This is a genomic window from Pseudarthrobacter enclensis (assembly GCF_030811655.1).
In the GTDB taxonomy this organism is placed as follows: Bacteria; Actinomycetota; Actinomycetes; order Actinomycetales; family Micrococcaceae; genus Arthrobacter; species Arthrobacter enclensis_A.
In genome coordinates, this window is sequence record NZ_JAUSRE010000035.1 from 1 (window position 1) to 20,937 (window position 20,937).

Consider the following 20,937-nt stretch of genomic DNA (forward strand, 5'->3'; position numbering starts at 1 on the left):
ACGCCGCCCAAAACGTCAAAACCGAAGGCCAACAAGCCGCCACCGACGTCAAAGACCACGCCACAGACGCCAAAGACAACATCCAAAACACCTAGGGCCCGTCACCGCCGAAATGCAAGGCACACGTTCTGTTCGACAGGCCGGCACCGCCCTCCGCGGGGCCGGCCTGTCTGCTTCGCCCCCTGATTGAGAGGACGCCCCATGGCCACTCACGATGATTCCGAGACCAGTAGCGCCAAGGCGGCCCAGGCTCCGGCACCCGACGACGCAAGGAAGCCCGGCAGCCCCAGGGACCTCTACAAGCCGTCCTGGAAGTACATCACCAAAAAGACCCTTCGCGAGTTCAGCAAGGACCAGTGCCCGGACCTGGCTGCAGGCCTGACGTATTACGCGGTCCTTTCCCTGTTTCCCGCGCTGCTGGCTCTGGTTTCCGTGTTGGGCCTTTTTGGTGACCCTCAGAAGACGACCAATGCCCTGCTGGAGATCGTTCGTGGCTTTGCTCCGGCAGAGACCGTCAACACGATCAGCGGCCCCATTTCGGAATTGACCAGCGCACCCGCGGCCGGGTTCACCCTGGTCATCGGCCTGGTCACCGCCCTCTGGTCCGCATCGGGCTACGTCGGCGGTTTTGGCCGTGCGATGAACCGCATCTATGAAGTGGATGAAGGCCGCCCGTTCGTGAAGCTGCGCAGCACCATGCTGGCCGTCACACTCCTTGCGGTGGTCATCGTGGCACTGCTGGCCGGCATGCTGGTCCTCAGCGGTCCGGTCTCCGAGGCAGTGGGCGGCCTGATCGGTCTTAGCGGCGCGTTCCTCGCCGTCTGGAACATCGCCAAATGGCCGGTCATGGTCATCCTGATCATTGCCATCATTGCGGTCCTCTACTACGCGACGCCCAACGTGAAGCAGCCCAAATTCCGGTGGATGAGCATGGGGTCGGGCATCGCCCTGGTGGTCTTCCTGGTCGCCTCGCTGGCTTTCGGCTTCTACGTTGGCAACTTCGGAAACTACAACAAGACCTACGGTGCCCTGGGCAGCGTGATCATCATGCTGCTGTGGCTCTGGATCCTGAACATGTCGCTGCTGTTCGGCGCCGAGTTCGACGCCGAGGTGGAGCGGGGACGCGAACTCCAGGCCGGTATCAAGGCGGAGGAAACCATCCAGCTGCCGCCGCGCGATACCAAGAAGAGCGAAAAGCTGCAGCAGCAGATTGAGGACGACATCAAGCACGGCCGTGAACTCCGGGAGAAGTACGCCGCCGAAAACGACCAGAAGGGCCGGAACGGTTCGGAAAGGGGCCAGGACGGCCACCGCCCGGGCGAGAGCCACCGCGAGCGGATCCGTGAAAAGGTACAGCACCGTGCCGGCACCGCAGAGTCCGATGGCGGCCCGGGCGGCGGGAGCGCATAGCGGCGCCTCCAGGTTCCGTGTAGAGGGGCCTGGAGAGGGAGTATCAGAAGGACTAGGCAGGACCTTCAAGATGGAGGAAAATTCATCTTGAAGGTCCTGTTGAGGTTTCCCGGGCAATGCATGCCCGGGGCTACGCGGGGTCGGCGGTGAGATGGCCTCTTCTGAGACCGAGGCCAGTCCCCCCAGTCGCCGTCGGCCCCCTTCAAACTTTTCCCTCCGGCGGACCGCAACTGGACAAAGCGCAGCGAACTGCAATACTTTCTTGAATACCTCGCCGGGATCCTTATGGAGACCGGCAGGTCCGCTGAAGCAGACGGCGGCATCACGGTCAACCCTTATGAGCGGACATGCCTGCTACCCATTTTGAACAGTTTCTAGCCGAAGCAGTTATCGCTGACAGGGAGCCCGGACTGGGGCTCGGACGCGATGAGCTTTACGGCCTGTATACGAGCTGGTGCCTTCTGCACAAGGCTGAACTCCAGCCGCCGGCCGCCCTTTGGGAGGCCATGCAGGACGCCGGAATCAACCCGGACAGCAATAATCTCTCCATGACCGGTCCAGCCGCGGCGGACTACATCGTTGCGAGTGCTCCGGACCTGGTGTGACAATTCCCCATGGGGCCTTCCCTGAAGCAGGCCGGCTCCGCGATCCGGGAACCTGCGCCGGGGACTACGACTGAGGGAAAGGGCTGTTGCCAAGAGGCAGCAGCCCTTTCCCATACCTGCACGCGGCGCCGACCGGACTGTGCCGCACGGACCGCGCCGCTACGCTTCTGCCAGCGCCAGCAGGTAAGCGGCGAAGCCGCGGGGCGCCCGTCCTGCTGTCCTTCCGGACGTCAGGACCCGGGTGGTGTCGGTAGCAACAATGGCGGCACCACTGCTGCGGAGCCGGTCCACCAGGGCGCGGTCCTCATCGAATTCGACGGCCGGGAAGCCCCCCGCAGCAAGGTATGAGGAAGCACGGACGCCAAGATTGGCACCATACACATGGGGGTGGTCCTCAATCCAGGCGTGCCGGGCATGCCACCGGGCCAGAAGCTGGTGGTGCATGCCCTGGCCGTCCGGTTGCACGGTGCCAAGGACAAGATCGGCGCCCTTTGCCGCCAGGTCCAGTTGCCGGACCAGCCAGTCCTCGGGGACGCAGGAATCGGCGTCGCTGTTGGCCACCCATACAGCCCCCATGGGATCAGCCGCTCCTGCCGCCCGCAGGGCTCTGCCTGCCTTGGCCAGGGCGGCGTCAACCCCGGCCCTGCGGCTCCTGCCCACACTTCGGAATCCGACCGGCAGCACCGCCCACGCCGGGTTCCCGGCAGCAAACCCTCCGGCTATGGACGGGGACCGGTCAGTGCAGCTGTCCAGGACAACCACCACCTGCACATCCACCCCGGGAAGGTGAAACGAGGCCCTTTCCACCGCGGCACGGACCGCCGTGAGTGCGCGTTCCAGGTGCTGCTCCTCGTTGTGCGCGGGAATGACTACAGCCAGCTGCCCAATGGCAACCCCACCACCAGCAGAACCGGCCGACGCTGACGTTCCTTCGTCACCCTTCAATGCCACTTCTGTCACCCCGCCGACCCGCGGCCCGGGGCTGCGAGGACTTCCAGTACAAAGTCGCGTTCCTGGTAGATCCCGGCCGTCCGCCAGCCCAGCCGTTGCCGGCCCAACGCGTGGACGGTATCGCCGATGAGCTCCCAGCCGGTGATGGGATGCCGCCAATGGCACAACAGCAGGGTCCCGCCGGGTGCCAGGGATGCTTCCACCCGGTCCCACAGCTGCGACAGCTCCTCCTTGGGGAGGTAGTACCCCACTTCGGAAACCACCACCAGGTCAAAGGTGCCACTGGGCCATGATCCCGGCAGGACGCGCTGCTCTACCTGCACTCCGGGCCAGCCATCCAGCAACTGGCGTGCCCGGTGGACTGCGGTTCCGCTGGCGTCCACCGCTAAAAGGCTGCGGCACCGCGGGGCCAGTTCCGCCGTCAACGTCCCGATGGAACAGCCCACCTCGAGGGCCCGTTCATAGGATTTTTCCGGGAGGGCGGCAAGTGTCAGTGCGCGTTTCCGCTGCTCGTACCAACTGCCCGAGTAGTTCCACGGATCCGCGGCTCCGTTGTGGACACCGTCAAAGACCGATTCGGCATCAGCGCTGGAATACGGGCGCTTGAACGCCTCCGGCGCAGGCGTCCAGGCAAAAACCTCATAGCTCCGCGAGAAGTGCGCCAGGAAGTCTGGGCTGAGCAGTGCTTCGTCCCCGGGGAGCGGGGACAAGGGCCGCACCTGGGTTGCGTGTTCTGACATCGCCAGCTTCTTGGCGGCGCGGGCCGGCTTATCCAGGTGGAAACGGACCCACGGCCGCCAGTCCTGGTCCTGGGGCGTGGCCCAATGCCAAAACCAGATGGGGTACTCCAGCAGTGCGTGGCCGTCCTGGCGTGCAACCTCCGCGGCTGCCGCGCCGAGGGCCTCGTGGTCCCCGTGCCCGTCGGCCCGGTACGGGGCCACGAGGGCCAGGCTCTCCGGGTCACCGGGCAGCCGCTGGACAGCGTCCCGGACAGCACGGGTAATGGCTTCTGAATGGCTGGCAAGCCCGCGGTCCGGCAAGCCGATGAACGTCCAGCAGTCCTTCAGGCCCAGCGCGGCCAGGGCCGTGCCGAACTCCGTGAGCCGGATCCCGGCCAGCTGCTCCGGGGCAGCCGTGGGCGAGTCCGGGTGCGACCCCTCCCCCGCCGTGCACAGCAGGACTTGCACCTTGGCTCCCAGCGCCACCAGCGACGCCATAAGGCCGCCCGCGCCCAGGGTTTCGTCGTCCGGATGCGCTGCGAGGACCACGAACCGCATGGCAGCCAGTTCGGCGGCTGCGAGCGGCAGTTCCGGGGCCACCGCCAGGCCGCTGCGGGTCCAGGCGGCTTCGCCGGTCCCGGGGTCAGTGTGCGAGAAGGTCACCATGCGCTGTCCCCCTTGAAGGCCAGCCGGCCGAGTTGGGCATCGTCCCGTGCGCCGTGATGCTGCCGGACGTACAGGGCCAGGTCAGCCATCCTCTTGGCATACGGTTCGTCAAAGGCAAGCGGGCCGGGGCCACGGTTGGAGGCCACCAGTTGGAGGACACGTTCGACGGCGGCGGCAACAGTGCCACGGACACGCTGGGCTTCACTCCAGGTACTGGGGCCCGTCCCGCCGCCGAGGCTGCGATCGTCTATTCGAGCTGCGGTACGGGCCAGGTACTGCAGTGCCGCCGTGAGGGTCCGGTCCACGTCTCCGAGGGCGGCGAAGGCAACCTGGTCCGGCTCCCGTCCCGAATCGGCCCCCGCCAGCAGGCCATTGCGGAAGTCCCGGGCCACGCCCACGGCACCTCCCAGCCAGCAGGCCGCGACTCCCATTCCGCCCCAGGCGAAGCCCGGACGGCTGTGATACCAGCCCAGTGTGCCAACGGGAGTGGCAGGAACCTCGTGGAAGTCCACCCTTCCACTGGGTATCTCCCTGAGCCCGCGCGCGATCCATTCCGGTTCCTCACATGCCACGCCGGGGTGGCGGAGATCGACTTCGAAAGCCGCCCTGCCGCCGTCGTCCGTGTGGGCCGTGATGACCGCACTGTCCAAACTTCCCGCGAGGGAACACCAGGGCTTGGACCCGTCCAGGACGATCCCGTCCCCGGTCTGGCGCGCCTCAAGCCTTACCCCCGGCGCCTCTGCGGCAAAGACACCCCAAGTCCCGGCGCGCGGCGCGTCCGGTACACGGTTACCGGAAGCCTGGTCCGCCTGCGCGAGAATGGCGACGGCGTCCAGATGCGGTTCCAGGACCCGGGCCGCGGCCACATCTGCGGCAGCCACGGAAGCCAACAGCTCCCACAGAACCACTGTCCGGCCCTCACCTGGACGGGGCCACGCCTTCCCGGCCTCGACAGCCAGGGCCAGCAGGGCACGGACGTTGCCGGCTGCGGCGGCGAACGAGTCCAGGAGCGGGCCCCATGGGGACAGGTCTGTACGGGTGGAGCCCATAAGCACAGGAACACGTTCCGCAGGCAAGAAATCCCCCTTTGAGATGTCCGGCGGGGCGCCGGGCATTTACACAGCTTACTTACTGTTGCGCCGGAAGGATGCGGGCAAGCGCGAAACCGTCCCAGCCTTTCGATCCCACTGTCTGGATCACGGTGGCATCGAGCCGCGGGTGGTCACCGAGAAGCTTGAGCGCCTCGATGATCCCCTGCGCATTAACGGGGTCCATGCCGGGGTCCAGGACTGCCCCCTCCCAGATGGTGTTGTCCAGGACCACGACTGCACCCGGCCTGCCGAGCCTGACGGCCCAGTCAAGGTAGCGGCTGTTGTTCTGTTTGTCGGCGTCAATGAAGATGAAGTCGAAGGGTTCCCGCTCTTCTTCCTCCAGGGCCGCCAGCGTCTCCAGGGCAGGGCCCAGGCGGATCTCCACGCGCTCGCCCAGGCCGGCGGCGTCAATGTTGGCCCACGCCACCTCCGCGTGCTGGGGAAGGTACTCGCAGGTGACCAGTGTGCCGCTGCGCGGAAGGCCACGGCCCATCCAGATGGTGCTGTAGCCGGCAAGCGTTCCGATCTCCAGAATCCGGTGCGCGCCGGACATCTGGACAAGGAGTTTCAGGAGCTTTCCCGCGTTTGGCGCGACTTCAATGGCCGGCATTCCTGCTTCAGCAGCAGTGCGGATGGCCTGCTGGACCGCCGCGTCCGGGTGCACCACGGTGCGGGACAGGAACTCCTCAACGGCAATCCACTCCGGGCGGGGCTTGTGCTCGAACATGGCCACAGTTTGGCACGCAGCCCTGCAGTGGTCCAGATACTTTTGCCCCTTCAGGCAGGCTTAGGCAGGCAGGCTTAAGGCTCCTGCGCCAGGGCGCTTTCCAGGCGGTCCACCTTGGCCGTCAGCTCACCTGTGTATCCGGGCCTGATGTCGGCCTTGATGACCAGCGAAACGCGGCTGCCATAACGCCCCACAGCCTCCGTGGCGCGCTTGACGACGTCGAACACCTCGTCCCATTCACCCTCGATGGTGGTGAACATGGAATCCGTCTGGTTGGGCAGCCCCGACTCCCTGACGATCTTCACCGCGGCGGCAACGGCGTCGTGCACTGATGCATCGTTGGGCCGTGAGCCTTCAGCGGGAACGCCAGAGGGAGCAACAGAAAATGCAAGCAACATGCCCCCAGTCTCCCACGCTGTTCCGCACCGCCACAGGCCGGACAACGGCCGGCCGCCGTCACATAAGCGCTTACCCCGCAGTAACCATGGTGGCCGGAGGCTCCGTTGCTACCCTTTTGGGCATGAGCCTCGCAGTCGCCCGAAAGCCCCTACGTGCAGACGCAGCGCGGAATGTGGACAAGATCATCACGGCGGCGCGCCAGTGCTTCCGGGAGTTCGGCCCGGAAGTACCGCTCCAGACCATCGCCACCACTGCCGGTGTTGGACCGGCAACTCTTTTCCGGAACTTCGCGGACAAGGAGGAACTGGTACTCGCAGCGCTCAACCGGCAGCTCCGGCTCACCGTGGACCCGGTGATGGACGGAGCCCTTGCCGACATTGACGCCGCTGCCGGCTTGCTGCGCGTCCTGGAAGCCCTGATGGCGGCCGCAAGCGACGACGCCAACCTGCTGTGTGCTGTGGCAGGACGGCGTGAACTCCTCACCGGAATTACCGGCTCGCTCATGGAGTCCATCAGTGTCCTGCTGGCCCGGGGCCAGGGCCAGGGGAGCCTGCGCACGGATATCTCGATGACGGACATGTTCCGGCTGCTGGCCATGCTGATCGGCGTAGTGGACACCATGGAGCCGGGCTCCGACGCGTGGCGCCGCCCGCTTGCCTTGGTTGAGGACGCCATCCGCACGTCCCGTCCGTCGCGGCCCCTGCCTGCCCTGGTGCCCGTCCCGGCCGCCGCGGGAGCCCCAACCGTTGTTCCCGTGGAGCCCGACGCAGAGGCAGAGTAGGCCTGCTCCACGAAGGGGTAACCAAGCGGCGCTGCCAGGCACTGGATCGTTGTTAGCAGCGGGCAGGTGCAATACACTCAAGGTTGGGGTTAGGCAGCCAGCCTCGGTACTTCCAGCTGGAGCGACCCATGAAGCCATTGGTGCCCTTCCGCCGTTCGACGGACGCAGTGCGATGACCCATTCAAAGCTTCTCCACTATCTCAGCGATCCTCGAGGGCCGGAGGAAGTCCTGCCCACGCTGACAAACGGGGAGCTCGTCGAACTCCTTGACGCCCTCTACCAGAACCTCGACACCCCCGAGCCCGAGTTTGGCGCGCAGGTCTGGTACGAAATGGGCGTGGAAGAAACCTGCCGGAGGGCCGTCTCCCCCGGTGGCACCGCACACGGCGTCGCCTAGCTGCCTTGAGTCCAGGTGGGGCGCGTCCAGGTGGCGCACCACCAGAACGCCTGACGGCCGGTCACTGCTGCCCGGCCGTCAGGATTCACCGCGGTCAGGACGGTGCCCCCTCAGCATCCTTCGCCCTCACGGCTCTTCCCCGCCTGGGCCCTTCCCGGCAGTCCTGCCTTCTTCGGCGTCGCCGTGTTGGGGCCCGCGGCCAGCCTCCGGACCCGGCCCGGCGTCCCGGCGTCCGGCGTGCTCGTGCCCGGCGTGCTCGCCTTCGGCGTGCCCGTGTTCGTGATGCTCGTGGAACTCATTGGGCACATGGCGTTTCGCCTCCATGAGGTGCTGCTGGAGTTTTTCCTCGGCATCACGGCGCCGGCGGGCGGTGTCCCGCAGTTCCCGGGTTGATTCGGAGCCGCGGGGATCCAGATAAGCGGGCCGCAGTTTCCCGGTCTGCTCGGCCGCGGGCACTCCGGCGGCCCGTTCCTCTGAAGCGTTCCTTTCGGCGTCCTCGGTTCCCTGGCCGTCCTGCGGCTCAACAGGCCGTGACTGGTCGTCCATCTCGATTCCTCCTCTGGTGGCCGCCTGGGTGTGGGCTGCCTCTCCTCCAGTGCACCATATTTGGTACGTGGAATGGTGGCCCCGTCAGGCGCTGCCCGTCTCTTCCCTCTTGCGGAGTTCCTGGCGTACCAGGGCCTGGAGGGCTGGAACGGACGACGTCGGATCGAGGTCGAGTGCCTCGCGGAGCCTTGATGAAAGGAATTCCAGGTCCTCGTCCGGTACGTCCGAAAGGCTGGGAAAGCGCTTAAAGAAGCGCTTGGCCGGGAGGCCGGCACGCCGTCGGGCGTTCTTTTGGCGGGGTCTGCCCGCCAAGCCTCCCGCCTGATGCAGCTGATTTTCCATTGTTGCCGTTCCATTGCCAATGCCATGGCCAACTGCATAAGCCGCTCTCATAGTACAACCGGCACCACGCCAGCAAAGTGACCTGGATCACCAATTCGTACGCATCTGTTGCCTCAGCCCCAGCCCATCATCCTCAGCAGGGCCGCAGTGCCGGCTCCGGCGATGACCACCACCAGGAAGGGCGCCCTCACCACCAGGGCAATGGCGGCAGCGGCCAGCGCCCCCAGTCTGGCATCGGCGGCCAGCGCCTGGCCGGACACCACAGCATTCACCACGGCCAAGGATGCAAGCAGGCCGATGGTCATGGTCCCGGCAACGCGTGATGTGCGCGGCTCCTCGAGGAACCTGGCAGGAACGAAATAGCCCACCAGCTTCCAGGCGTAGGCAAGAACGCACGCTGTCAGCAGCCAGATCCACAAGCTCATGCCCCGGCCCCCGGATCCGCGCCTTCCGCGCGCTCGGCGCACGGGGGCATGCTGCCGGTGTCCTGGTGGCGGCCGGCGTGGTGTCCGCCGTACGGCTCGACGTCGGGTTCCAGGCCTTCGTCACGGCGACCGTGGCTGAACCAGCCCACTAATGCAGCCACCACGGCGGCCACCAGGATAGGTACGCCCGGTGGCACGAACGGAACCGCAATGACGGTGGCCACGGCACAGGCCACGGCAATGGCCATGGGTTCCCGTCCCTTGAGGCGGGGCCAGAGCAAGGCGAGGAAGGCAGCGACGGCGGCTCCGTCGAGCCCCCACTGTTTGGGGTCGCCCAGGCCGCTTCCCGCAAGCGCCCCCACAGCCGTGAACAGGTTCCAGAGCACGTAGACGCCAACCCCGGCTGCCCAAAAACCCCGCCGCTGCTCGGCAGGGTCTGCCTGGCCTGTGCTGGTGGCCGTCGATTCGTCGATGGTCAGCTGCGCACCGACGTACTTGCGCCAACCGGTGGGCCGCAGCAGTGCGTTCAGCTGCATCCCGTAGATGCCGTTGCGCATTCCCAGGAGGGTCGCCGCGCTCATGGCCGCGATGCCCGAGCCGCCACCTGCCACCACGCCGATGAACGCAAACTGCGAACCGCCGCTGAAAAGGAGCAGGCTCAGGGCCATGGTCTGCCAGAAGTTGAGCCCTGACGTCACCGCGAGCGCCCCGAAGGACACCCCGTACAGGCCGGTGGCGATACTGATGGAGATGCCAACCCTGACCGCCGGCGAAGCCAGCAGTTTCACGGCCGGCTTCCGGGTGCGCGTTTGGGGAGTGCGCTTTTCCGCAGGCTCCAGGCCCACAGGATCAGGGGCGCCTGGAGGGGAAGCCGCGCGGTGTGGATCTTCCGCCGCAGGGGTGTGCCCGCCGGGCTGTATGCCCGGACCAGGGCATCGACGTGGCCGGCCAGGAAGGCGGCGAACATCGCCGTGAGGGCAGTGGCTGTCAGCTTCCGCGTAGGCGGGAGCAGGATTCCGACGGCGGCAGCCAGCTCCAGCAGTCCGCTCACGGCGATCCACTCATCGCGGGACAGGACGGCCAGCGGATGTGCCGGCCCGCCCTGGTCCGTTCCGGGCTCCGGATCCCGGCGGCAGAGGTACCCAGGGACAACGTCACGGTAAAACGCGGGGTCCCTGAAATGCTTGCCGGCGCTGGCCACCAGGAGGGCTGCCATGGCGGCGGCGGACAGGGTTTGAACCGGGAAGCTGTTCAGGGACCGGCCCGGAGTGGGCCAGCCCGGGCCGGACCAGGGAGAAGACATGGAACCACTCAATCACAGCCAACACTGGGCCCGGAAACCCGCATCGGCGTTGGCTGCACGGCTCTTCAGCCCCAAGCTGGCGCGGAGCTCCCGTACGGGGGTGGTGGTGACAGGTAGTCCAGCGGCCGCCCCGAATCGAGCAGCGGCGGCCCAACATAGCGGAGCTCTCCGTAACTGCTGGCCACGAGCCTATAGTCCGGCGCCGGCAGCTGGGCTGGGCTGCCTGCATTCCCTGGCAGGTCATTGGGCACGCTGTTGGACAGGGAAAAGAGCTCCTCGGCGGTCCGGGCAAGCGACAGACGGGCTGCGGCGCCCGCCCCTGTCTCCCGCCGACGTTCGAGGAGCCGGACGGCCGCGGCAGCCACTCCGTACCCTGTGGCGTGGTCCAGGGCCTGGACGGGAAGGGCACCCGGGCGCCACCCGCCGTCGTCGTTCTCCGTGCCGTAAAGGTGCGCGATCCCGCTGGCCGCCTGGACGATGCTGTCAAAGCCGCGCAGGCCGCTCCACGGTCCCGCGCTTCCCCAGCCGTTGAGGGTGACCACCACCAGCCGGGGGTGCGTTCCCAGCAGTTCGCGGGGGCTGAGCCCAAACCGGTCCAGGGCCCCGCTCCGGTAGCCGGTGACCATCAGGTCGGCGCCGGCCAGTAGTTGCCTGAGCCGCTGCTGGTTTTCCGGCTCCATGAGATCCGCTTCCACGCTGCGCTTGCCGAAGGCGGTGTCCACGAACTGGGCCTGGATTTCGGGGAAAGCAGGCGGGTCGATCCGCAGGACGTCGGCTCCGAGTGCAGCCAGCAGCCGGGTGGCCACCGGCCCTGCGATGACCCGGGTCAGGTCCAGCACCCGCATGCCCTTGAGGGGCAGGCCATCCGGCCTGCCGTCCTGACGAGGGGCAGTGGCCGTTGCCGCCAGTTCCTGCAGTTCGAGGCCGGAGGCTGTCCCGTCGGCGTGCTCCACGGCAATCCAAGGGCCCGAACCCGCCGCGCGTCCCACGTCGGAAGCCAGCCATTCGGCACGGGTCCTGACGGCTGCAGCGATCCCGCCGTGGGCCTGGATGGCGGCCTCAGCCTCCAGCGCTGCCATGGAGCCGAGCCGCTGGGCTGCCCCTTCCGCGGAAGTCGCACCGAGCGCCTGCAGCAGCCGCTGCTCGTGGTGCGGGTAGTTGGCGTGGAGCCGGATCCAGCCGTCTTGGGTGCGCCGGAAACCGGACAGGGGCGCAAAGCCCTGCGGTTTACGCCCGGCGATCCGGAGGTGTCCGAAAGAGTCGAAGGCAGCCGCCGTCAGGGCGGGGGTGGTACTGAACCGGCCGGGCGTCCGACAGTACATATTCAACGCTTCAGCCGTGGCTCCCACGGATTGCAGTGCAAGGCTTTCGACGTCGAGCTTTCCCGCCCACCACCGATCTGGGAGAGGGGTGCCCCCGGCGCTCACGTCCGCCGCTACTTTCCCTGCGGTGAGGAGACCCGGAGCTGGTCCAGGACGCGGGCCGGCACGTTGGTGGTGATTTCCTGGATGCCCATATCCAGGCAGAGCGCCACGTCCTCCGGCGAATCCACTGTCCACACCCTGAAGCGGCGGCCGGAGTCCATCCAACGGCGGACCGTCTCCGGACGCTCGCGGACGTAATCGATTCCGGGGCCCGCCATGCCCACCTCGCGGTCGTCCAGGATCCGTTCGCCCTCCAGCTGCGTGGCCTTCATCAGGTTGGCGATGGCACCACCGGTGATCGGGCCCACGCCCAGGCCGCCGCGGATCTCGTGGATGGTGAGATCGTCCACCAGCTGGCAGATGTACTGCGGCGGCACGGAACTGAGCAGGTGGCGGACGGAATCCGGGCTGAAGCTCATGAACGTCACGGCGATGTTGTCCACAGTGGAGCTTTGCGGATCCCAGCCTTCGCTGCGGAGCAGCTCAAGCACCCGGTCCTCCAGTTTGAGCTGGTACGGGCTGGGATGCTTGAGCTCGATGGCCAGTTTCACGGGACGGCCCGCTCCGCGGAGGATCTCCAGCAGCTCGGGGAGGGTGAGGAGTTGTTCTGACCGCGCTCCGTAGGTTTCGGGAATGCGGACGCCTTTCCAGGACGAGAAATCCAGCTGCCGCAGTTCCTCCAGCGTCCGTTCCGCCACCGGCCCGGTCCCGTCCGAGGTGCGGTCCAGGTTGGCGTCGTGGAGCAGGACCACGTGCTGGTCCCGGGTCAGGTGGACATCGCATTCCACCCCGTCAGCCCCGTCGGCAAGGGCCTGCAGGTAGGCGGCACGCGTGTGTTCGGCGAAGGCGCCGCTGGAGCCGCGGTGGGCAAAGACCAACGGGCGCTGCTGCAGTGACTCGTCAGTTGTCATGCTCACACGGTAGCCGACCTGCCCCGGCCTTCGGGGCTAGGCTTGGCACATGCAGGTGAACTCTGAGGCAACTACTGGGCCAACCACGCAGGAACCACCCGCCGAAGCAGTGCAGCAGGTGCGGCCAGGCACCGGGGCGGCAGGCGCCGTCGTCAGCCGACAGCCTGGCGCCGGGGATGCCGAAAAAGCGGCAGCGCTGCGGAAGATGAAGCTGCTGGCGCTGAGCCTCCTGATTGCCTTGGCCGTGATTTTTGTCTTCGCGTTCGCGCTGCAGAGGGACTATCCGTGGCTGCAGTATGTACGTGCTGCCGCCGAGGGTGGCATGGTGGGTGCGCTGGCCGACTGGTTCGCCGTGACGGCGCTGTTCAAGTACCCGATGGGTATCAGGATTCCCCACACGGCGATCATTCCCCGCCGGAAGGACCAGATCGGTGCGTCCCTGGGCGAGTTTGTGGAAACCAACTTCCTCTCCGAACAGGTAGTCCAGGACAAGCTGGCCAGCGTTAACATTGCCCGGCGGGCCGGTGAGTGGCTTTCCGCGCCCGGCGGCGCTGACAGGGTGGCCAAGGAAGGTGCCGCGGTGATCCGGGGCGCCTTCAAGGTCTTGAACGACGACGACGTCCAGGCCGTCATTGAGGGCATGGTCCGCAAGCACCTGCTCACCCCGCCGTGGGGGCCACCCGTGGGCCGGCTCGCCGAGCGGATCTTCCACGACGGGCACCACCACACCCTGGTGGACCTGCTGGTGGACCGCGCCGCGGACTGGGTGGACGACAACCACGAGACCGTGACGCGCCTGGTCTCAGACCGCTCCCCCACCTGGGTTCCCCAGTTCGTGGACGGGCTGGTGGGTGACAAGGTTTACCTCGAAATCCTGAAGTTCGTGCGGGCCGTCCAGGCCGACCCCCGCCACCAGGTTCGCCAGTCGATCGACAAGTACCTCAACGACCTCGCCCAGGACCTGCAGCATGATCCGGCGATGATTGCACGGGCGGAGGACATCAAGTCGCAGGTGCTGGGCGATCCTGAGGTCCGCGAACTGGCGTCCCGGACGTGGGGCACGGTTAAGAACACACTGCTGGGCGCCGTGGACGATCCGGACAGCGAACTCACCATCAAGTTCAAGGCCGCGGTCCGCGATTTCGGGTCCCGGCTGGTACAGGACCCTGAACTGGCCGGCAAGGTCAATGCCTGGATCGGCGACGCCGCGGGCTACCTGGTGCGGACCTACCGCTCGGACATCGCCGGAGTCATCACGGACACGGTGGCGCGCTGGGATGCCGAGGAAACGTCGCAGAAGATCGAGCTTCAGGTAGGCAAGGACCTCCAGTTCATCCGCATCAACGGCACCGTGGTGGGTTCCCTCGCCGGGCTGGCGATTTTCACGGTGGCGCAGCTGCTTTTCGGGTAGGTTTCACGGTTTTTGACGTCGAGAGTTTCTGACGACCGGCAGGTTACCTTTCGCACCGGGTATTTGGGGTGTGGAAAGGAACCTGCGCAGCGGAAAGGCGTACGACGGCGGCGGCCGGCTTTTTGGGGCACGGCGCGGTGCTGTAGGGGCTTGGCGGCAAGTGACCCCCAGCTTGAATGTCACTGGGTCGTTGGATGATGTGGGTATGGGAATCAGCGGTGGTTTGGGGGCGGTGCTGGAGGGTGTTCGTGCCTCTGTTGCTGCCCTTGATGCGCTGGTTCTTGAGGACCGGAACCTCGAACATCCTGCGCTGACGGCTTCGGCTGGGGATATCGACGTCCTGCAGCGCCGGTATGAGTTGTGTCTGGGAAGGTTGGAGGTTGTCGCCCGGCTGGAGGCGCAGCTGGCGGCGGTGAAGACGCGGGACGCCGTGGAGTGCCTGGGGTTGCAGCAGGCCATGACCGGGCCGGATGCCTCCCTGCAGGACCGCACCTACGCCGAGATGTCCACCGTGGAGGAGATCGCCGGGGTCCTGACCATCAGCTCCGCGGCCGCGGGGGCCTTGGTGGACCAAGCCCGGCGGGCCTGTTCCCTGCCACCGGTGCTCGAGGCGCTGTCCGCCGGTGACATGTCCTGGCAGCACGCGAAGATCGTTGCGGACGAAACCGAGGGCCTCGACGCGGTTGGGGCTGCTGCGTTGGTGGCGCATTTCTTCGACCCCGACGCCCCCAAACCCGCACGCGGCGCAGCCCCCGGTGAGCTTGTCCCGTCCCGGTTCCGGGCGAAAGTCCGTGGGTGGCGGGAACGGCACCACCCCGACTCCATTGAGAAACGCCACGCCAAAGGTGTGACGGACCGGCGGATGGAATACAGCCCCGACCGGGACGGCATGGCCTGGCTCTCGCTCTACCTCCCCGGGGACACCGCGTGCGCCATCTGGAACCGCACCACCGCCACCGCCCGCGGCCTCCAAAGCCCGGACGAGGCCCGCACCCTCACCCAACTCCGGCCCGACATCGCAGCATCCCTGCTGCTCGGTGCCGGAACTGCCACCTCTACCGGTGAAAATCCACGCGAGGCTGCAGAAACCCACACCGACATCGGGAGAGTCCCCACCCCCAAGGCCGACGTCCTGGTCACCGTGCCGGTGTTCTCCCTCCTCGGCAGCACCGACGAACCCGCCACGCTCGACGGCTTCGGCCCGATCCCAGCGTCCATGGCCCGCAAACTCGTCGCTGACGGGGCGCATTCGTTCTACCGGGTCCTGGTCGACCCCCGCGACGGAGCACCACTGGAAATCGGCAGGACAAACTACCGGCTCACCGAAACCATCAAACAATGGATCAGGATGCGCGACGCCAAATGCACCTTCCCCGGCTGCACCAACCACACCCCCGACAACGACACCGACCACCTGCACGCCTGGGACCACGGCGGCACCACGAACGTCAGCAACCTGGGACAGCTCTGCCCCAAACACCACCGGCTCAAACACCACAGCCAATGGGCACCAGATCCAGCTACCACGAAAGACCCGCCGGGCTGGACCTCACCTACCGGACGGCACTACAAACCCGAACACCCAGACCCCGAACCACCACACTGGCCGCAATGGCTGGCGCCCGCTGAACTGCAGTCTCGGCAGGCCCAGGGCCTCGATGCCGAACGTCCGGATGCCACCTGCAATGACGTGCTTTGCTTCAATATCCGCTGCCTCGAGGCGGGCCCCGAAGACCTCCCGCCCTGGGAACCAGACAATGACAGATACCTCGACCTCGACGACATCCCACCCGACGATCCACTCTGGGAGGAGTTTCTCGCAACATCGTTCGCCATGCCGCGGTGATTCCACGCGGCGGAGATTCATAGGGCAGCCGTGTTCGCCCTGGTTCCGTGATCGTCGTGGCAGGCAATCTTCCTGCCGGGTGATCGGCCTGACGGGTGATCGTCGTGGCAGGCGATCTTCCTGCCGGGTGGTCAGTTGCGGCCTGAAATGCGTCCCTAGGCGAAGGCGGCCAGCTCCACGCCGGCGGCCTCAAGACCTTCTCGAACCCGGGCAGCCATCTCCAGTGCGCCGGGGCTGCCGCCCTGCAGTCGCAGGGAGTCCGGCCGTACAGCAACAACGGTTCCGTCCACGGCGACCACTTCGCCTTGCGTCGCCAGGCGGACGGCGCGCTCAACCACCAGGTCGATGTCGTCCAAGACCGCATTCTCGTCCGTCAGCGTTACCAGGCTGCCGTCGGCGAGGTAGGCGCGGTCGGCGAAAGCCTCGATGAACACGGGGTGTCCCGCTTCTTTGGCCTGGTTGATGAGCTCAGAGCCCGGGAAGCCCAGGATGGGAAGGCCCGGATCGTAGGCATTCACGGCCGCAACCACGGCGGAGGCCTGCTCGCCGTCGTGAACCAGCGCGTCGTAGAGGGCAGCGTGCGGCTTCACGTAGTCCACCGAGGCACCCACGGCGTGCGCAACTCCGTCGAGCGCACCCAACTGGTAAAGCACGTCACCGAACAGCTCATCAAAGCTCATCCCCAGTGGTCGCCGGCCGTAGCCGGCGAGATCGCGGTAGCCGATGTGCGCCCCGACCGTGACGTCCAGTTCGTACACTGCCCGGCAACTGTCCAGCATGGTGACGGGGTCTCCGGCGTGGAAGCCACAGGCCACGTTGGCACTGGTGACCAGCTGGAGCATTGCGGGGTCACCTCCCGCGGTCCAGGAACCGAAGGATTGGCCTAAGTCAGCGTTGAGATCCAAGTATGTTGCCTTCCAGCGTCAGGTTGTCGGGCCCCGCAGCTGCTGTCAGCTCCCCGGGGATGGTGTCCGGCATTGGCCCGAACGCCTCCCTGGCGTTCCTGGCCACCGCACGGCCCATGACGAGGTTACCGGCTCCGCCCACTACGGCACCTATGCCGAACGGGAGGGCCCTGCCAAACAGGGCTGTTCCCTGTCGCTTGAGCAGATTCTTGAGGAAGGCTTGCTGGATCCTCTTCCGCACACTGCCGAAGCCCGGACCAACCATGGACTTGGACAGCACATTGCTCCAGGTGTTGGTGGCGCTCTCGGACGCCTGGCCGCTGAGCGTGCCGAGCAGTGCCGTGCCCTCCTCGCCGAGCATGATCGCCATGACCATGGTGCCGGCCTTCTCCGGGTTGGTGAGGCGGATGCCATGGAGTTCTGCCAGCGACGTGGCGTACAGCGCCGTTGCTTCCAGGAAACCCACGGTGGCGGCCGCGGAAAGCCCCAGCGACGCGACAGTTCCCACGCCGGGAACGACGGCGGTTGCGCCCACCACGGCACCTCCACCGGCAACAGCCCGCAGGTAGTCGCGCTCTGCAATGTCGGCCAACTGGGCGGCGGTGGCGCGTGGATGCTTCTTCTGGAGCCGCCGGATATAGGCAATCACCAGGGGCCGCTGGATCTGCACCGCCTTCAGGAGCATGTTGTGGACGCCGGGCTTGGGCTTACCGTCGGAGTCGAACATTGCGCTGTGGGCGGTTTCCTGTGCGATGCGGAGTGCGGGGTTGCTGCGCCGGGCCATGGTCACCTTCATTCAAATCGACCTGCAGCGGGTAGGCTGCCGTGCTCTTTCCATCCTATGTGGATAAACACTAAGCATGCTTAACTTTCAGGTCCGGGCGGCGCCGCATCCCTAGGCTGTGGCACGCCGCCACAGCCCAAGGATGGGTGGTCAGCGCAGGACCACGGTCCGGTTTCCGGAAAGGATCACGCGGCCCTCGGCGTGCCAGCGCACGGCATTGGTGAGCGCGCGGCACTCAGCGTCCTTGCCCACGCGCACCAGATCCTCCGGCAGGTAGGTGTGGTCCACCTCTATGACCTGCTGGGAAATTATCGGCCCCTCGTCGAGCTCGGAGTTGACGTAGTGCGCGGTGGCACCCACCGTCTTGACGCCCCGCTCGTACGCCTGGTGGTAGGGCTTGGCACCTTTGAAGCTGGGCAGGAAGGAGTGGTGGATGTTGATGGCGCGGCCGTCCAGCTTCCGGGTCAGGTCATCGCTGAGCACCTGCATGTACCGGGCCAGCACCACCAGTTCCACGCCATAGGCATCCACCAGTTCAAGCAGCCGCGCCTCAGCCTCCGGCTTGGTGTCAGGGCTGACCGGAATCCGGTGGAACGGGACGCCGTGCCACTCCGCAAGGCCGGCGGCATCCGGATGGTTGGAGACCACCGCGGCAATTTCCACCGGCAGGTCGCCGTCCCGGACCCGGACCAGCAGGTCGTTCAGGCAGTGGTCGTACTTGGACACCATGACCAGGATCCGCTGACGGCGGCTGCGCGGCTCAAGCCGCCACTGCATCCCCCACTCCCCCGCAACCGGACCAAACCGCTCACGCAGCAACCCGGCGTCGGACTCTTCCCGTGAGGTGAAGTGCACTCGCATGAAGAACTCGCCGGACGCCTTGTCGCCGAACTGTTTGATATCCACGATGTAGCACTCCTGGGACAGGAGGAACCCGGCCACTGACTGGACGATGCCGAGCGAGTCCCGGCACGAGAACGTGAGAATGAACTCCGTGGCAAGGGCGGGGGCGCCACTGACGGGATAACCGGCAGCCAGAGTGCCCGGCAGGACCGCGGCAGTACCAGCCGCCGTCACTTCCTGGCCTGCTCAACCTCGCCGGCGGATGCTTCCACCGTTGCGCGGCCGGCCGCCACCTCGTCATTGCGCAACTCCGCACGGAAGACCTCAAAGCGGGCCAGGTGGGCCGGTCGGCGGCGCAGGACGGCCCATGCCACGCCCAGGATGACGAACCAGATGGGTGTCACCAACAGGGCAACGAAGGTATCCGGCTGGGTGGTCAGGGCCCACAGGACGAAGGCGAAGAACGCGTAGACAATCCACGCTGCGGGGATGCCGCCGGGCATCTTGAACTTGGACGCCGCGTGCAGGTGAGGGCGCCGGCGACGGAACGCGATGTAGCTGGCCAGGATGATCGACCAGACGAAGACGAAACAGACGGCGGACACGGTGGTCACCATTTCGAAGGCCTTGCCGACATCCTGGCCGGCGTACATGAGGACGACGCCGGAGAGCAGCAGGACGCAGGACAGGAACAGTGCGTTGCTGGGCACTTTCCTGGAGGACAGTCGGCTGAAGATGCCCGGGGCGTCGCCTTCCTGGGCCAGGCCGAAGACCATGCGCGAGGTGGAGTAGATCCCGGAGTTGGCGGAGGACATGGCCGAGGTGAGGACCACCAGGTTGACCACCGTGGCCGCGGCGCCGAGGCCGGCCAGGGAGAACATTCCGATGAAGGGGCTGTGGCCCGCCGCGAACTGGGTCCATGGGGTGACGGCCATCAGAATGACCAGTGCGCCTACGTAGAAGAGCAGCACGCGGACGGGGATGGCGTTAATGGCCTTGGGCAGCGTGCGTTCCGGGTTCTTGGCCTCGGCGGCGGTGGTGCCCACCAGTTCGATGCCGACGAAGGCGAACACTGCGATCTGGAATCCGGCCACGAAGCCCATGAACTCATTGGGGAAGAACCCGCCGTGGCTCCACAGGTTGGTGAAGCTTGCCGTGCCGGCATCGCTCTGGAAACCGGTGAAGATCATGAAGAGACCCACGATGATCAGCGCAGCGATGGCGATGATCTTGATGAGGGCGAACCAGAATTCGGTCTCGCCGAAGGCCTTGACGGTGGCGAGGTTCAGCAGGAGCAGGATGGCCACAGTGGCGAGGCCCGGGATCCACAGCGGCACTGCCGGCCAGAGTTCGCGGGAGTAGCCGGCGATGGCAATGACGTCCGCGATGCCCGTGATCACCCAGCAGAACCAGTACGTCCACCCGGTGAAGAAGCCGGCCCAGGGGCCCAGGAGGTCCGCGGCGAAGTCGCTGAAGGACTTGTAGTTCAGGTTGCTCAACAGCAACTCGCCCATGGCCCGCATGACGAAGAAGAGCATGAACCCGATGATCATGTACACGAAGATCACGGAGGGGCCGGCCGCGGAAATGGTCTTCCCGGAACCCATGAACAGGCCCGTACCAATCGCGCCCCCAATTGCGATGAGCTGGATGTGCCGGTTGGTGAGCTGCCGCTCCAGATGTGGCGGCTCACTGCGGGATGCCGTGGGGCGCTGTTTGCTGGTTCGCCGTTGGACGTAGGGGGATGAATCGCCATGAGGAACTCCATCGATAAAGCGGCATTTGGGTGCCGCAAAGATTTGGTTCCTCCCCGCTCTGTAGTGAACCTGAGAGTTTCCGCAGCCCAAGCCGCTTGCACCGTCGGTGAGCCAGGAACTGGCTGCTTTCCAGAGTTGCCTGTCCGCGGCGGTACAGGGGCCTGAGAGTTTCCTGGGGAGGATTTGCTCCTACGGCGCCTGCTGAATGTACCGGCAGGGCTCTCCCGCCGCAGGTCGAAGGCGTGTTCAGTTAGGTTGCGGTCAGCGGCCGCGCCCCGCCGGGGCAACGCTGCCGCGGGCTGCTCCGAATACGCAGAGCCAGCCGGACACGGTGCTGATCACCGGATCAGTGTGGTGCTGGTCACGATCGAATGTCAAACCCCACATGTCGGCCTGCCGCAACGTAGACCCCCAACAGAGGGTCACCGGCCAGGCCGTGGTGGCAAATTTGTCTTCCCTTCAACGAACCTGTACCGTGTGAGCCGAATCACCCACATTTGAATAAGCCTTTCGAGCTGTGACGGGAGAGTCCTCCCGGCATCCACCGGGCAGGCGCCGTAGGAGCAAATCCTCCCCAGGAATCTCTCAGGCCCACGTACCGTCACGGCGAGGCGACTCTGGAAAGCAACCGGGTTCTTCCTGGTTCACCGACGGTGCAAGCGGTCCCCTGCCACCAGCAGGCTACGCGGAATCT

At 66.3% G+C, this 20,937-nt stretch carries 22 protein-coding genes and 3 riboswitches; of the genes, 6 read left to right on the top strand and 16 right to left on the bottom strand.

The annotated features are described in order from the left end of the window. The first annotated feature begins 201 nt into the window (after positions 1 to 201). Together J2X98_RS21215 and J2X98_RS21220 are read left to right on the top strand one after the other, a co-directional pair. Positions 202 to 1,410, top strand: coding sequence for a YihY/virulence factor BrkB family protein (locus J2X98_RS21215; protein ID WP_307312218.1), 1,209 nt, complete (start codon positions 202 to 204; stop codon positions 1,408 to 1,410). A gap of 347 nt (positions 1,411 to 1,757) precedes the next feature. Continuing rightward, positions 1,758 to 2,015, top strand: a complete 258-nt coding sequence (locus J2X98_RS21220; RefSeq protein ID WP_141944138.1) for a hypothetical protein — start codon at positions 1,758 to 1,760, stop codon at positions 2,013 to 2,015. 159 nt (positions 2,016 to 2,174) lie between these two features. Here J2X98_RS21220 and J2X98_RS21225 read toward each other — a convergent pair whose 3' ends face one another. The 5 genes from J2X98_RS21225 to J2X98_RS21245 form a co-directional block, all read right to left on the bottom strand. Next, positions 2,175 to 2,966 carry a glycosyltransferase family 2 protein gene (locus J2X98_RS21225; protein WP_307312221.1) on the bottom strand — a complete coding sequence of 264 codons (792 nt, stop codon included), beginning with the start codon at positions 2,964 to 2,966 and terminating at the stop codon, positions 2,175 to 2,177. Between the two features lie 5 nt (positions 2,967 to 2,971). Next, a complete protein-coding gene (locus J2X98_RS21230) occupies positions 2,972 to 4,351 on the bottom strand; it encodes a bifunctional PIG-L family deacetylase/class I SAM-dependent methyltransferase (protein ID WP_307312224.1) in 1,380 nt (459 codons plus the stop codon). Then, positions 4,345 to 5,400 (bottom strand): hypothetical protein, encoded by a 1,056-nt coding sequence (locus J2X98_RS21235; protein ID WP_307312274.1) that lies wholly within the window; start codon positions 5,398 to 5,400, stop codon positions 4,345 to 4,347. Before J2X98_RS21235 ends, J2X98_RS21230 begins: the two co-directional genes overlap by 7 nt. A gap of 79 nt (positions 5,401 to 5,479) precedes the next feature. Then, complete coding sequence (locus J2X98_RS21240) at positions 5,480 to 6,169, bottom strand: O-methyltransferase (RefSeq protein ID WP_307312227.1); 690 nt, start codon at positions 6,167 to 6,169, stop codon at positions 5,480 to 5,482. A 74-nt stretch (positions 6,170 to 6,243) separates the two neighbouring features. Beyond that, positions 6,244 to 6,567, bottom strand: coding sequence for a thiamine-binding protein (locus J2X98_RS21245; protein WP_141944144.1), 324 nt, complete (start codon positions 6,565 to 6,567; stop codon positions 6,244 to 6,246). A 122-nt stretch (positions 6,568 to 6,689) separates the two neighbouring features. On the opposite strand from J2X98_RS21245, the gene J2X98_RS21250 reads away from it, so the two are divergent. Both J2X98_RS21250 and J2X98_RS21255 read left to right on the top strand, forming a co-directional pair. Continuing rightward, positions 6,690 to 7,349, top strand: a complete 660-nt coding sequence (locus J2X98_RS21250) for a TetR/AcrR family transcriptional regulator (RefSeq protein ID WP_307312230.1) — start codon at positions 6,690 to 6,692, stop codon at positions 7,347 to 7,349. 172 nt (positions 7,350 to 7,521) lie between these two features. After that, entirely contained in the window at positions 7,522 to 7,746 is a 225-nt protein-coding gene (locus tag J2X98_RS21255) for a hypothetical protein (protein ID WP_141944148.1), read from the top strand. Between the two features lie 126 nt (positions 7,747 to 7,872). Here J2X98_RS21255 and J2X98_RS21260 read toward each other — a convergent pair whose 3' ends face one another. From J2X98_RS21260 to J2X98_RS21290, 7 genes are all read right to left on the bottom strand, one after another. Continuing rightward, positions 7,873 to 8,292 carry a hypothetical protein gene (locus J2X98_RS21260; protein ID WP_307312235.1) on the bottom strand — a complete coding sequence of 140 codons (420 nt, stop codon included), beginning with the start codon at positions 8,290 to 8,292 and terminating at the stop codon, positions 7,873 to 7,875. A gap of 84 nt (positions 8,293 to 8,376) precedes the next feature. Beyond that, positions 8,377 to 8,604 (bottom strand): hypothetical protein, encoded by a 228-nt coding sequence (locus J2X98_RS21265; RefSeq protein ID WP_307312238.1) that lies wholly within the window; start codon positions 8,602 to 8,604, stop codon positions 8,377 to 8,379. A 143-nt stretch (positions 8,605 to 8,747) separates the two neighbouring features. Then, on the bottom strand, positions 8,748 to 9,059 hold the full coding sequence (locus tag J2X98_RS21270) for an AzlD domain-containing protein (protein ID WP_307312241.1): 312 nt from the start codon (positions 9,057 to 9,059) through the stop codon (positions 8,748 to 8,750). Then, positions 9,056 to 9,847: an AzlC family ABC transporter permease gene (locus tag J2X98_RS21275; RefSeq protein WP_307312245.1), complete on the bottom strand. Its 792-nt coding sequence runs from the start codon at positions 9,845 to 9,847 to the stop codon at positions 9,056 to 9,058. Before J2X98_RS21275 ends, J2X98_RS21270 begins: the two co-directional genes overlap by 4 nt. Beyond that, positions 9,844 to 10,275: a DoxX family protein gene (locus J2X98_RS21280; RefSeq protein WP_141946604.1), complete on the bottom strand. Its 432-nt coding sequence runs from the start codon at positions 10,273 to 10,275 to the stop codon at positions 9,844 to 9,846. Before J2X98_RS21280 ends, J2X98_RS21275 begins: the two co-directional genes overlap by 4 nt. Before the next feature lie 152 nt (positions 10,276 to 10,427). After that, positions 10,428 to 11,711, bottom strand: coding sequence for a CoA transferase (locus J2X98_RS21285; RefSeq protein ID WP_307312248.1), 1,284 nt, complete (start codon positions 11,709 to 11,711; stop codon positions 10,428 to 10,430). A gap of 86 nt (positions 11,712 to 11,797) precedes the next feature. After that, positions 11,798 to 12,697, bottom strand: coding sequence for a glycerophosphodiester phosphodiesterase (locus J2X98_RS21290; protein ID WP_307312252.1), 900 nt, complete (start codon positions 12,695 to 12,697; stop codon positions 11,798 to 11,800). A gap of 49 nt (positions 12,698 to 12,746) precedes the next feature. On the opposite strand from J2X98_RS21290, the gene J2X98_RS21295 reads away from it, so the two are divergent. Both J2X98_RS21295 and J2X98_RS21300 read left to right on the top strand, forming a co-directional pair. Continuing rightward, entirely contained in the window at positions 12,747 to 14,108 is a 1,362-nt protein-coding gene (locus tag J2X98_RS21295; protein WP_373460944.1) for a DUF445 domain-containing protein, read from the top strand. A gap of 205 nt (positions 14,109 to 14,313) precedes the next feature. Beyond that, a complete protein-coding gene (locus J2X98_RS21300; RefSeq protein WP_307312255.1) occupies positions 14,314 to 15,954 on the top strand; it encodes an HNH endonuclease signature motif containing protein in 1,641 nt (546 codons plus the stop codon). 155 nt (positions 15,955 to 16,109) lie between these two features. Here J2X98_RS21300 and J2X98_RS21305 read toward each other — a convergent pair whose 3' ends face one another. The 4 genes from J2X98_RS21305 to J2X98_RS21320 form a co-directional block, all read right to left on the bottom strand. Continuing rightward, on the bottom strand, positions 16,110 to 16,859 hold the full coding sequence (locus J2X98_RS21305) for a LamB/YcsF family protein (protein WP_307312258.1): 750 nt from the start codon (positions 16,857 to 16,859) through the stop codon (positions 16,110 to 16,112). Next, positions 16,843 to 17,643, bottom strand: coding sequence for a hypothetical protein (locus J2X98_RS21310; protein WP_307312280.1), 801 nt, complete (start codon positions 17,641 to 17,643; stop codon positions 16,843 to 16,845). The genes J2X98_RS21305 and J2X98_RS21310 overlap by 17 nt, the downstream gene beginning before the upstream one ends. A gap of 150 nt (positions 17,644 to 17,793) precedes the next feature. Beyond that, positions 17,794 to 18,681, bottom strand: coding sequence for a formyltetrahydrofolate deformylase (purU, locus tag J2X98_RS21315; protein ID WP_307312281.1), 888 nt, complete (start codon positions 18,679 to 18,681; stop codon positions 17,794 to 17,796). Between the two features lie 35 nt (positions 18,682 to 18,716). Further along, entirely contained in the window at positions 18,717 to 20,165 is a 1,449-nt protein-coding gene (locus J2X98_RS21320; RefSeq protein WP_307312283.1) for an amino acid permease, read from the bottom strand. 126 nt (positions 20,166 to 20,291) lie between these two features. Then, positions 20,292 to 20,382, bottom strand: a riboswitch (glycine riboswitch). Beyond that, positions 20,383 to 20,480, bottom strand: a riboswitch (glycine riboswitch). Between the two features lie 274 nt (positions 20,481 to 20,754). Continuing rightward, positions 20,755 to 20,854, top strand: a riboswitch (glycine riboswitch). Positions 20,855 to 20,937 lie beyond the last annotated feature (83 nt).

Bases quoted from the DNA above. Each gene is read 5' to 3' on its own strand.
- J2X98_RS21270 (WP_307312241.1), bottom strand. From the start codon at position 9,059: ATGAGCTTGTGGATCTGGCTGCTGACAGCGTGCGTTCTTGCCTACGCC.
- J2X98_RS21290 (WP_307312252.1), bottom strand. From the start codon at position 12,697: ATGACAACTGACGAGTCACTGCAGCAGCGCCCGTTGGTCTTTGCCCAC.
- J2X98_RS21300 (WP_307312255.1), top strand. From the start codon at position 14,314: ATGGGAATCAGCGGTGGTTTGGGGGCGGTGCTGGAGGGTGTTCGTGCC.
- J2X98_RS21295 (WP_373460944.1), top strand. From the start codon at position 12,747: ATGCAGGTGAACTCTGAGGCAACTACTGGGCCAACCACGCAGGAACCA.
- J2X98_RS21215 (WP_307312218.1), top strand. From the start codon at position 202: ATGGCCACTCACGATGATTCCGAGACCAGTAGCGCCAAGGCGGCCCAG.
- J2X98_RS21310 (WP_307312280.1), bottom strand. From the start codon at position 17,643: ATGGCCCGGCGCAGCAACCCCGCACTCCGCATCGCACAGGAAACCGCC.
- J2X98_RS21230 (WP_307312224.1), bottom strand. From the start codon at position 4,351: ATGGTGACCTTCTCGCACACTGACCCCGGGACCGGCGAAGCCGCCTGG.
- J2X98_RS21250 (WP_307312230.1), top strand. From the start codon at position 6,690: ATGAGCCTCGCAGTCGCCCGAAAGCCCCTACGTGCAGACGCAGCGCGG.
- J2X98_RS21260 (WP_307312235.1), bottom strand. From the start codon at position 8,292: ATGGACGACCAGTCACGGCCTGTTGAGCCGCAGGACGGCCAGGGAACC.
- J2X98_RS21280 (WP_141946604.1), bottom strand. From the start codon at position 10,275: ATGGCAGCCCTCCTGGTGGCCAGCGCCGGCAAGCATTTCAGGGACCCC.
- J2X98_RS21220 (WP_141944138.1), top strand. From the start codon at position 1,758: ATGCCTGCTACCCATTTTGAACAGTTTCTAGCCGAAGCAGTTATCGCT.
- J2X98_RS21240 (WP_307312227.1), bottom strand. From the start codon at position 6,169: ATGTTCGAGCACAAGCCCCGCCCGGAGTGGATTGCCGTTGAGGAGTTC.
- J2X98_RS21235 (WP_307312274.1), bottom strand. From the start codon at position 5,400: ATGGGCTCCACCCGTACAGACCTGTCCCCATGGGGCCCGCTCCTGGAC.
- J2X98_RS21255 (WP_141944148.1), top strand. From the start codon at position 7,522: ATGACCCATTCAAAGCTTCTCCACTATCTCAGCGATCCTCGAGGGCCG.
- J2X98_RS21245 (WP_141944144.1), bottom strand. From the start codon at position 6,567: ATGTTGCTTGCATTTTCTGTTGCTCCCTCTGGCGTTCCCGCTGAAGGC.